The sequence below is a fragment of the Burkholderia pyrrocinia genome, assembly GCF_018417535.1.
Lineage (GTDB): Bacteria > Pseudomonadota > Gammaproteobacteria > Burkholderiales > Burkholderiaceae > Burkholderia > Burkholderia pyrrocinia_E.
In genome coordinates this window covers 1,796,479-1,807,041 of record NZ_CP070978.1, presented here as the reverse complement: position 1 = coordinate 1,807,041, position 10,563 = coordinate 1,796,479, and the positions used below count along the sequence as shown (strand labels likewise).

12 protein-coding genes and 1 riboswitch are annotated in these 10,563 nt (G+C 67.3%); of the genes, 9 read left to right on the top strand and 3 right to left on the bottom strand.

All coding sequences use genetic code 11. From position 1 onward, the window contains the following. Window positions 1-21 precede the first annotated feature (21 nt). Complete coding sequence (locus JYG32_RS26165) at window positions 22-1,032, bottom strand: sodium:calcium antiporter (RefSeq protein ID WP_213265542.1); 1,011 nt, start codon at window positions 1,030-1,032, stop codon at window positions 22-24. A 73-nt stretch (window positions 1,033-1,105) separates the two neighbouring features. Continuing rightward, window positions 1,106-1,282: riboswitch (yybP-ykoY riboswitch) on the bottom strand. A 116-nt stretch (window positions 1,283-1,398) separates the two neighbouring features. Between JYG32_RS26165 and JYG32_RS26160 the strand changes: the two genes are divergently transcribed. The 4 genes from JYG32_RS26160 (at window position 1,399) to JYG32_RS26145 (ending at window position 4,204) form a co-directional block, all read left to right on the top strand. After that, a complete protein-coding gene (locus JYG32_RS26160; RefSeq protein ID WP_096475699.1) occupies window positions 1,399-1,674 on the top strand; it encodes a metal/formaldehyde-sensitive transcriptional repressor in 276 nt (91 codons plus the stop codon). Window positions 1,675-1,685: 11 nt separating this feature from the next. Then, the gene (gene dmeF / locus JYG32_RS26155; protein ID WP_213265541.1) at window positions 1,686-2,702 is read left to right on the top strand and encodes a CDF family Co(II)/Ni(II) efflux transporter DmeF; all 1,017 of its coding nucleotides are present in this window, start codon (window positions 1,686-1,688) and stop codon (window positions 2,700-2,702) included. Between the two features lie 2 nt (window positions 2,703-2,704). Further along, window positions 2,705-2,890 (top strand): DUF1289 domain-containing protein, encoded by a 186-nt coding sequence (locus JYG32_RS26150; RefSeq protein ID WP_082146167.1) that lies wholly within the window; start codon window positions 2,705-2,707, stop codon window positions 2,888-2,890. A gap of 105 nt (window positions 2,891-2,995) precedes the next feature. Continuing rightward, window positions 2,996-4,204: an MFS transporter gene (locus JYG32_RS26145; RefSeq protein WP_213265540.1), complete on the top strand. Its 1,209-nt coding sequence runs from the start codon at window positions 2,996-2,998 to the stop codon at window positions 4,202-4,204. Window positions 4,205-4,226: 22 nt separating this feature from the next. Here the strand turns inward: JYG32_RS26145 and JYG32_RS26140 are convergent, their stop codons facing one another. Together JYG32_RS26140 and JYG32_RS26135 are read right to left on the bottom strand one after the other, a co-directional pair. Continuing rightward, window positions 4,227-5,654 (bottom strand): heavy metal sensor histidine kinase, encoded by a 1,428-nt coding sequence (locus tag JYG32_RS26140; RefSeq protein ID WP_213265539.1) that lies wholly within the window; start codon window positions 5,652-5,654, stop codon window positions 4,227-4,229. Further along, entirely contained in the window at window positions 5,651-6,322 is a 672-nt protein-coding gene (locus JYG32_RS26135) for a heavy metal response regulator transcription factor (protein ID WP_213265538.1), read from the bottom strand. The genes JYG32_RS26140 and JYG32_RS26135 overlap by 4 nt, the downstream gene beginning before the upstream one ends. Window positions 6,323-6,597: 275 nt before the next feature. On the opposite strand from JYG32_RS26135, the gene JYG32_RS26130 reads away from it, so the two are divergent. From JYG32_RS26130 to JYG32_RS26110, 5 genes are all read left to right on the top strand, one after another. Then, complete coding sequence (locus tag JYG32_RS26130) at window positions 6,598-6,963, top strand: hypothetical protein (protein ID WP_213265537.1); 366 nt, start codon at window positions 6,598-6,600, stop codon at window positions 6,961-6,963. An 88-nt stretch (window positions 6,964-7,051) separates the two neighbouring features. Next, the gene (locus tag JYG32_RS26125) at window positions 7,052-7,363 is read left to right on the top strand and encodes a hypothetical protein (protein WP_213265536.1); all 312 of its coding nucleotides are present in this window, start codon (window positions 7,052-7,054) and stop codon (window positions 7,361-7,363) included. Beyond that, the gene (locus JYG32_RS26120; protein WP_213265535.1) at window positions 7,360-8,844 is read left to right on the top strand and encodes a TolC family protein; all 1,485 of its coding nucleotides are present in this window, start codon (window positions 7,360-7,362) and stop codon (window positions 8,842-8,844) included. Before JYG32_RS26125 ends, JYG32_RS26120 begins: the two co-directional genes overlap by 4 nt. Window position 8,845: 1 nt before the next feature. Next, a complete protein-coding gene (locus JYG32_RS26115) occupies window positions 8,846-10,141 on the top strand; it encodes a multicopper oxidase family protein (protein WP_213265534.1) in 1,296 nt (431 codons plus the stop codon). A 68-nt stretch (window positions 10,142-10,209) separates the two neighbouring features. Further along, window positions 10,210-10,557 carry a copper-binding protein gene (locus JYG32_RS26110; RefSeq protein ID WP_213265533.1) on the top strand — a complete coding sequence of 116 codons (348 nt, stop codon included), beginning with the start codon at window positions 10,210-10,212 and terminating at the stop codon, window positions 10,555-10,557. The last annotated feature ends 6 nt before the right edge of the window (window positions 10,558-10,563 follow it).

The window sequence follows — 10,563 nt, the reverse complement described above, 5'->3', positions numbered from 1 at the left end:
GCAGCGTGCCCGATCCGGGCGTCAGCGTGCCAGTGTCAGGAACAGATATCCCGCATAGCCCGCACCGTTCGCCAGCAACGCCCAGATCGCGAGCCCGCGCGTGCGGGCATTGACGCGCATCCAGGCCGCCGCCGCGAGCGTGATGATCACGCCGGTCAGCACTTCGGGGCGCGGCTCCCACGGCGTCAGCATGATGCCGATCGCCGGCAGCAGCGTGCCCTGGAACACCATCGCGCCGGTGATGTTGCCGAACGCGAGCGTGTCCTTATTGCGGCGGATCCACAGCACGCTGTTGACCTTCTCCGGCAATTCCGTGGCAATCGGCACGATGATCAGCGACAGCAGCAGCGCCGATACGCCGAGCACGTGCGACACGCCTTCCACGCCGTGAATGAAGCCCTTCGCACCGCCGACCAGCAGCGCGACGCCGAGCAGCAACTGCAGCGCGATGGTTGCCAGGTTGGTCGGCAGGCCCGTGCGCGCCAGGAACATCGCATGCGGCGCCTCGGTGCCGTGCCCGGCATCGACAAGCTGGCTCGACGCGCGGAACGTCATCACGACGTACATCACGTAGATGCCGACCAGCATCACGGCGAGCAGCGCGCGCACGGCCCAGTTGTGGTGCGGGACGAACATCGCCGCGGTCGCCAGCGAGAACGCGGCGAGGAAGTAGTTCATGTCGCGCACGAAGCCCGTACGCTCGGGTGCGATCGTGCCGCGCAGCCCGCGCGAGCGGATCACGGCGAGCGTCATCAGGAAGGTGGTCAGCGTCGCGAGCATCAGCGGCGCGCCGAGAATCGCGCCGACGCCGATTTCCTCGTTCACGGCCTGGTTCGCCGTGCCGCCGGCCAGCGCGAGCAGCGGCACCATCGTTTCGGGCAGCGCGGTGCCGACGGCCGCGAACAGCGAACCCGTCACGCCTTCGGAAATCTTCAGACGTTCGCCGAGATGTTCGAGCGCATTGGTGAAGACCTCGGCGGCCACGAGGATGACGACCAGCATGAACGCCAGTTCGAGGAACATGAAAGTCATGCGGCGCCTCCGCAGGCAGGTGCGTAGCGGGCGATGGGGCGCGGGGGAAGGGCGGGGAGGAACATGGTGACTCCGTGGTCGGACGCTGACGAACCATGGCGCATCCGCCGACGTCCGACCAGGAACGACGCGATACGCCCATGGTCTCGCCAAACCGATTCGGTCGAACGCGCCACGGCCGAAGGCCGAGTGTGTTGACGCGTTCGCTTTCCGGGGGACGGAAAGCAGGCTACTCCCCAAAGACGAGCGCAAGTCTAGCCGAGCGGTTTTCTTTCGACAAGCCTTCATCTCGAAAAAATATACCCCTCTACCCTATGTGGAAAACACTTTGGAGATATACTCCCCCACCCTATACAGGAGCAATCGATGAGTCACACAGTTCGTGAAAAACAGAAGCTGCTGAACCGCGTGCGCCGTATCAAGGGCCAGGTCGAAGCGATCGAGCGCGCGCTCGAGGAAGAGCGCGGGTGCAACGACGTGCTGCAGCAGATCACGAGCTGCCGCGGTGCGATGAACGGTTTGCTGGCCGTCGTGCTGGAGGACCACATCCGGTCGCACCTCGTCGATGCGGACACGCCCGACGCGCACGAAGGCAGCGCGACCGAGCAGCTCATCGAGGTCGTCCACAGCTATTTCAAGTAAGCGGAACGAACATGAACGGATTCAACGGCACGGCGGCCGGCGGCGGGCACAGCCATGCGTTTCTGGGCGCCGCGCACGAGCAGAACGAACGGAAGACGTGGATGGTCATCGGCCTGTGTACGGCGATGATGGTGGCCGAGATCGTCGGCGGCACGTTGTTCGGGTCGCTGGCGCTCGTCGCCGACGGGCTGCACATGTCGACGCATGCGGGCGCGATGCTGATCGCGGCGCTGGCCTATACCTATGCGCGCAAGCACGCCGACGATCCGCGTTTCGTGTTCGGCACGGGCAAGTTCGGCGACCTCGCCGGATTCACGAGCGCGATCGTGCTGGCGATGATTGCGTTGCTGATCGGCTATGAGGCGGTCGCGCGTCTTCTGTCTCCCGTGCCCATTCAATTCAGCGAAGCGATTCCGATCGCCGTACTGGGGCTCGCAGTGAACCTGGCCAGCGTGTGGCTGCTGAGCGGCGATCATCATCACGGGCATGGCCACGGCCATCATCATGGGCACGACCACGATGATCACGACCACGATCATGACCACGACGACGAGCATCACGCGCATCACGATCATGGTTCGCATACGGCGGCCCACCGCGATCACAACATCCGGTCGGCCTACATTCACGTGATCGCCGATGCGGCCGTTTCGGTGCTGGCCATCGTCGGCCTGCTGCTCGCGCGTGCGTTCGGATGGGTCTGGATGGATCCGCTCGCGGGCATCGTCGGCGCGCTGGTGATCGCGAACTGGGCCTACGGGCTGATGCGCGATACGGGCGGCATCCTGCTCGACGTCAACGTGGATCGCAAGCTGGCGGACAACGTTCGGCGCGCGATCGAGGCGCTCGGCGACAAGGTCAACGATCTGCACGTCTGGCGCGTCGGCCCCGGGCACATGAGCGCGATCGTGTCGGTCGAGACCGGCGACGCGGCGCGCGATGCGCGTTTCTACCATGCGCTGATCGCGCGCTTCGACGGCGTGTCGCATGTGACCGTCGAAGTGATGACGCCCGCGACGGCGGCCTGATCGTGGCCGTGAAATCGCCGTGTATCGAGCTGTGTGCGTTTGACGGTCGAACGGGTTTTTGCGTCGGCTGCCTGCGCACGCGCGACGAGGCGCGCGACTGGAAGAAACTGACCGACCACCGCCGGCACCAGATACTGAACGACCGCTCGCGCCGGCAGGCGAAGATCCGGCGCGAGCCGGGGGAATAGGGCGGCGCGCGCGAGGCAGGCGCGACAGCCCATGCGTGCCGCGTGTCACGGGCCTGCAGTAGTATCGGTGGTCTCGTGTCAGGATTCCCGAATCGAGAGCGACCCATGCAGACCGAATCATCGACCGGCATTCTTCGTCAGATTCCGCGCAGCGTCTGGGTGCTGGGCTGCGTCAGTCTGTTGATGGACGTGTCGTCGGAAATCATCCACAGCCTGTTGCCGATGTTCCTGATGGCGGGGCTCGGCGCGAGCGCGACCACGATCGGCTTCATCGAGGGGATCGCCGAGGCGACGGCGCCGGTCGTCAAGGTGTTCTCCGGCACGTTGAGCGACTACCTGCGCAATCGCAAGTGGCTGGCGGTCGCCGGATACGGGCTCGGCGCGCTCAGCAAGCCGCTGTTCGCCATCGCACCGACGATCGGCGTCGTGGTGACGGCGCGGATCGTCGACCGGATCGGCAAGGGGATCCGGGGCGCACCGCGCGATGCGCTCGTGGCCGACGTCACGCCGGTCCACCTGCGCGGCGCGGCCTACGGGCTGCGACAGTCGCTCGACACGGTGGGTGCGTTTCTCGGGCCGCTGCTGGCCGTCGCCATCATGCTGATGTGGCGCGACGACTTCCGCCTCGCCTTCTGGCTGGCCGTGATCCCGGGCATGCTGGCCGTGGCGCTGCTCGCGTTCGGTATCGAAGAGCCGGCGCGCGCGCCGGGCGACAAGCGCATCAACCCGATCCGCCGCGACGTCGTGAAGCAACTCGGCGCTCGCTACTGGTGGGTCGTCGCCGTCGGCGCCGTGTTCGCGCTGGCCCGCTTCAGCGAGGCTTTCCTGGTGCTGCGCGCGATGGGCGGCGGTGTGCCTGTCGCGCTTGTTCCGCTGGTGATGGTGGCGATGAACGTCGTGTACGCGTTGTCGGCCTACCCGTTCGGCAAGCTCGCCGACACGACGAGCCATACGAAGCTGATGGTGGCCGGGCTCGTCATGCTGATCGCAGCCGACCTCGTGCTCGCGCACGGCACGCACTGGGGAACCGTACTCGTCGGCGTGGCGCTGTGGGGGCTCCACATGGGGATGACGCAGGGGTTGCTTGCCACGATGGTCGCGCATGCCGCGCCGTCCGAATTGAGAGGAACGGCGTTCGGCGTTTTCAACCTGCTCAGCGGCGTCGTGACGCTCGTATCGAGCGTCGTCGCCGGCATCCTGTGGGACAGGGTGGGCGCCGCGGCCACGTTCTATGCGGGGGCGGTGTTCAGCACGGCGACCATCGCGCTGCTCGTCTGCTTGCGCGGATCGTTCGGCGTTGCGCAGGCCAGGTGATCGCAAGCCGGCAGCGAACGGTCTAGCTATCGGTGCCGCGCGGAAAGTAAAGCGCAAACGTCGTGCGCCCGTCGCGGCTCGCGACCTCGACCTTGCCGCGATGCAGCTCCATGATCGACTTGACGATCGCGAGCCCGAGCCCCGCGTTCCTTGCCGCGCCGTGCCGCGACGAATCGATGCGGTAGAAGCGTTCGAAGATCCGGTCGACCTGTTCGGGCGGAATCGCGGCGCCGCGATTCGTGATCTCGACGACCGCGTAACCGGCTTGCGCGGACACGGCCAGCTCGATCGTCGACGCGGCTTCCGCATGTTCGAGCGCATTCGACGCGAGGTTGCTCACCGCGCGCCGGAACAGCGTCGCGTCCGCGACGACCGGCGCGTCGCCATGCACGTCGATGCGCACGCCGGCCTCGTCGGCCAGTGCCTGGAAATACGACGCGAGCCGGCGCAGTTCGCTGCCCGCGTCGAGCTCGGCGGTCTTCAGGTGCTGCCGCGCATTGTCGGTGCGCGCGAGAAACAGCATGTTCTCGATCATTCGCTGCAGCCGTTCGCATTCCTCGATATTCGACTCGATCAGCACTTCGTACTCTTCGGTCGTGCGTGCGCGCGACAGCGTGATCTGCGACGAGCTGATCACGTTGGCGAGCGGCGTGCGCATGTCATGCGCGAGATCGGACGAGAACTGCGACAGCCGCACGAATGCGCGTTCGAGGCGGTCGAGCATCCGGTTGACCGACGTCGCGAGCTCGCGCAGCTCGACCGGGCCGCCGCGCGCGTCGAGACGCGCGTTCAGGTTGTGCGCCTCGATGCGCGACGTTTGCCGGCCGAGGCTCTTGACCGGACGCAGGCCGCGCGACGCGACCGCATGGCCGAGCGCGCCGACCAGCAGCGCGCCGACGGCCGCCGCGAGCCAGATGTCGACGCGATAGCTTTCGAGCAGCGACTGGCGATCGGTCGCCGTGCGTGCGAGCGCGACCTGGATCGCCTCGCCGGACGGCAGCGTGTCGCGTGCGTACACGCAGCGCGACGTGCCGATGCCGGGCGGCGAGCAGGTGAACGGGCCGCCGGTGCTACTGGTTCCACCGGTTCCGCCGGCCGGATGCGGCGCCGCGATCACCGTGGCGAGCGTGTTGCCGGCTTCGTCGGTGTGCTCGACGAGCGGGCGGTGCTGCCCGTCGTAGATGCCGAGATAGACGCCCGGATGCGACAGCAGCACTTCGTGGAACACGGCCGGATCGGCGCGCAGCGCGGCCGTCGATCCGCTCGCGTGCGCGAGTTGCAGGAACTGGTTGAGCTTGCCGGAGATCTCGATGTCGTCGCGACGCTTCAGTTCGGCGGACAGCGAGCGATAGAGATACGCGCCGGTCAGCGCGAACACGAGCGCGGCGACGACGGCGAACGCGAGCGTCAGGCGCCGCAGCAGCGAATACGAAGCCGGGCCGGCGGTCACGAACGATCCTCGAGCACGTAACCCATGCCGCGGATCGTGTGGATCAGCTTCTTGTCGTACGCGTTGTCGATCTTCGCGCGCAGGCGCTTGATCGCCGCATCGACGACGTTCGTGTCGCTGTCGAAATTCATGTCCCAGATCTGCGACGTGATGAAGGTGCGCGTCAGCACTTCGCCCTCGCGTTCCGCGAGCAACTGCAGCAGCGCGAATTCCTGCGCGGTCAGGTCGATGCGGTTGTCGGCGCGCCGCACGCGGCGCTTGATCAGGTCGACTTCGAGATCGGCGACCTGCAGGAGGTCGCGCACGTTGCGCGGTGCGCGCCGCAGCAGCGAGCGGATGCGTGCGAGGAATTCGGCATACGCGAACGGCTTGAGCAGGTAGTCGTCGGCGCCCAGTTCGAGGCCGGCGACCTTGTCCTCGATCGCCTCGCGGGCCGTGAGCAGCAGCACGGGCGTCTGCTTTTGCGCGCGCAGCCGCCGTAGCACGTCGAAGCCGTCGATCTCCGGCAGCATCACGTCGAGCACGACGAGATCGAAATCCTCGTGCAGCGCCAGGAACAGCCCGTCCTTGCCGTTCTCCGCCACATCGACCGTGTAGCTCGCCTCCATCAGCCCCTTCCGGAGGTACGACGCCATCTTGGGTTCGTCTTCGACTATCAGTATCCGCATGGTGAGGCAGGCTGTCCGTGATTCCAGCCGGTCAGTGTAACGCCTGAGCTTACGGTGCCGCGCGTGCGCGAACCATGACCGCCGGATGACGGAATTTTCATGAAGCTGCGCGCGCCGCTCCACCCGCGTTTCATGAAAATCCGGTCATGTTTCGGCCATGTCGTCGTCACGCCGGCGGCGATAAGCTGCAGCCGTCTTGTCTCCGGAGCGCGCCGTCGCGGCGCTGCGCCGGCCCATCCGGTCATTGTGGCCATTGCCTGCCTGATTCCGTTTCCATGTCGTACTGGCGCAAATTCATCGTCGTCGTGCTGCTGGCGCTGAGCCTGCCGATCCAGTCGTTCGCGGTCGTGTCGATGCAGTGCGCGGGCGCTGCCGTGCCGCATCGGGAAGCGGCGCCGCACACGATGCCGATCGCCCAGGGTACGCAGGGCAGCCACGCCGATCACGACGGCTACGCACGGCATGCGCCGTCGTGTTCCGCCTGTGTGTCCTGCTGCTTCGGCACGAGCATGTCGGGTGTGCCCGCGGTGCCGGCTGCGTCGGACGTCAGCATCGCGATCGCGTCGTATCAGCCTTCGGCCGTCGTCGTGTCGTTTCTGACCGGCGGCATCGAGCGGCCGCCTCGCCGGATTCCCGTCTAGTCCCTGCCCGCGGCCGACCGGCCGCGATCCGCAATCCACGCCGGCGGCCGCCCGCGGTCCGCCGGACGACTCACGACGAGACTTATTCATGCGATTGATCATTGCGGCGCTGCTGAGCGCGGCGGCTATCGTGCCGTCGCTCGCGCCTGCGCAAACCCCGTTTCCCGATCCGGCGGACGCCGCCGCGACGGTGCCGGACGTCACCGTGACGTCCGCGTTCGACGGCTACCGGCCGTATCGGGACGACGAAGGCCCGGGCTGGAAGCAACTGAACCGGGACGTGATGGAACGGCCCGCGAAGGGGCGCACGACCGGCGCCGCGAAGTCCGGTAATGCGAAGCCCGGCAACCCGGCTGGCAACGGCGGCGCCCATTCGATGCACGGAGGGGCCGCGCAATGAAGAACCTGGCGATATCGCCGCGGATCGGCGCGGCTGCGGTCGTGCTGGCGTTCCTCGCGGGCTGCACGACGTTTTCGAAGGACGGCGGCTTCGATGCCGTGTCGTCCACCGCGTCGGAACGGATCGGGAAAGATGCCGTCGTCGTCCGCACCGATGCCGACCGCGAAGCCGTCGACAAGCGGACCCGGGAATTGCTCGCGAAACCGCTGTCGATGGACGATGCGGTGCAGGTCGCGTTGCTGAACAACCGCGGCTTGCAGGCGTCGTACGCGGAACTCGGGCTGTCGGAGGCCGATCTCGTGCAGGCCGGCCGGCTGCCGAACCCGCGCTTCTCGTTCAGCCGCACGCGTGCCGGCGACGGCGAGCTGACGCTCGGCCGCACGTTCTCGGCGAACGTGTTCGCGCTGCTGACGATGCCGCTCGCGACGAACATCGAACGCCGCCGTTTCGAGCAGACCAAGCTCGAAACGGCCGACGCGATGCTGAAGGTGGCGGCCGACGCGCGCCGCGCGTATGTCGAGGCCGTCGCCGCCGAGCAGGCCGCGAACTATGCGCAGCAGGTGCGCGACGCGGCGAGCGCGGCCGCCGAACTCGCGCAGCGCATGCGGCAGGCCGGCAACTTCAGCCGGCTCGATTACGCGCGCGAACAGGCGTTCCATGCGGACGCGGTCGCGCAGCACGCGAAGGCGCGCCAGCAGGCCGTGGCCGCGCGCGAGAAGCTCACGCGCGCGATGGGGCTGTGGGGCGAGCGCGCGCGGTACGCGCTGCCCGAACGCTTGCCCGACCTGCCGAAAGCGCGCCCGGATCTGCCCGATCTCGAACGCTTCGCGATGAGCAACCGCCTCGACATCCAGGCCGCGAAGCTGCAGACGCAGGGCGTTGCGTCGTCGCTCGGCCTCAGCAAGGCGACGCGCTTCGTCAACGCGGTCGATCTCGGCTACGTGAACAACTACGAGACCGGCAAGGGCCACGAGCACGGCTACGAGATCAGCGTCGAGATTCCGCTGTTCGACTGGGGCGGCGCGAAGGTCGCGCGAGCCGAGGCCGTCTACCTGCAGTCGGCGAACCGGCTCGCGAAGACGGCCATCGATGCTCGCTCCGAAGTGCGCGAATCGTATGCGGCGTACGTGACGAGCTACGACGTCGCGCAACACTATCGCGACGAAGTCGTGCCGCTGCGCAAGACGATCTCGGACGAGCTGCTGCTGCGCTACAACGGGATGCTCGCGAGCGTGTTCGAGCTGCTGACCGATGCGCGCGAACAGGTCGGCGCGGTCAACGGCTACATCGATTCGCTGAAGGACTACTGGCTCGCCGAAACCGATCTGCAGATGGCCGTCGGCGGCCGGCTGCCGGCTTCGGGGCCCGCGCCGCGCGCGACGGCTTCAGCCGCACCCGAACCCGCAACCGACGCTGCACCGCAGCCGGCTTCCTCACCCGCGGCGCAACCGGCGCCCGCAACGCATCCTGAAGGCTATTGACATGGTGTCCCGTCGACAATTTCTCAGCGGCTCGGGCGCCGCGCTGCTGGGCGCCGCGATGGTCAGCAAGGCCGGCGCCGCGTCGCTGCCCGAAGCGCCCACGATGGCGAAAACCGCCACGCAGCCGCCGCTCGTGCCGCCCAACGGCCGTCCGTACACACCGGTCGCGACGCTGAACGGCTGGACGCTGCCGTGGCGGATGAAGAACGGCTGGAAGGAATTCCACCTGACGGCCGAGCCCGTCGTGCGCGAGATGGCGCCCGGCATGAACGCGAACCTGTGGGGCTACAACGGCCAGTCGCCGGGCCCGACGATCGAGGCCGTCGAAGGCGACAAGGTCCGCATCTTCGTGACCAACCGGCTGCCCGAGCACACGACGATCCACTGGCACGGGCTGCGGCTGCCGAACGGGATGGACGGCGTCGGCGGCCTCACGCAGCCGCATATCCCGCCCGGCAAGACCTTCGTCTACGAGTTCCGGCTCGAATCGCACGGCACCTTCATGTATCACCCGCACGCCGACGAGATGGTGCAGATGGCGATGGGGATGATGGGCATGTTCATCGTGCACCCGAAGGATCGCGGCACGATGCCGGTCGATCGCGACTTCGTGTTCCTGCTCGCCGCGTACGACATCGATCCGGGCAGCTACACGCCGCGCGTGAACGAGATGACGGACTTCAACATGTGGACCTTCAACTCGCGCGTGTTCCCGGGCATCGATCCGCTGCCGGTGCGCGCGGGCGACCGCGTGCGGATTCGTTTCGGCAACCTGACGATGACGAACCATCCGATCCACCTGCACGGCTACAGCTTCGAAGTCGCGGGCACCGACGGCGGCTGGATTCCGCCGGCGGCGCGCTGGCCGGAAGTGACGGCCGATGTCGCGGTGGGCCAGATGCGCGCGATCGAGTTCACCGCCGATCGCCCGGGCGACTGGGCGTTCCACTGCCACAAGTCGCATCACACGATGAATGCGATGGGCCACCAGGTGCCGAACCTGATCGGCGTGCCGCAGAAGGATCTCGCGAAAAGGATCGGCAAGCTCGTGCCCGACTACATGGCGATGGGCAGCACGGGCGGCGCGATGGGCGGCATGGAGATGCCGCTGCCCGACAACACGCTGCCGATGATGACGGGCACGGGCCCGTTCGGGCCGCTGGAGATGGGCGGCATGTTCACGGTGCTCAAGGTGCGCCAGGGGCTCGGCCGCAACGACTATCGCGACCCGGGCTGGTTCCGGCATCCGCAGGGCACCGTCGCGTACGAATACACCGGCGAATTGCCGGACGGCTGAGCAGCAGCAGGCGGCGGCCGTGCCGATGCGGCCGCCGGTTTCGATTCACTCACTCCGGAGTAGGCACGATGAAGAAGGGACTGGTTTCGATGGCAACGGGTTGCGCGCTGGCGTTTTCCGCCGCGTCGTATGCGGCCGGCGACATGGCCGGCATGGACATGAGCGGCGGCGCGAAGCAGGGCGCCGACGCGAAGCAGGGCATGTCGCACGGCGAGATCCGCAAGGTCGACACGGCCGTTGGCAAGCTGACGATCAAGCACGGCCCGCTGGACAACCTCGGGATGGACGCGATGACGATGGCGTTCAAGGTGAAGGACCCCGCGATGCTGTCGCAGGTGAAGGTGGGCGACAAGATCGACTTCGTCGCCGAGGACGTGGGCGGCGCGTTGACCGTCGTCGAGCTGAAGAAGCCGTGACGCCTG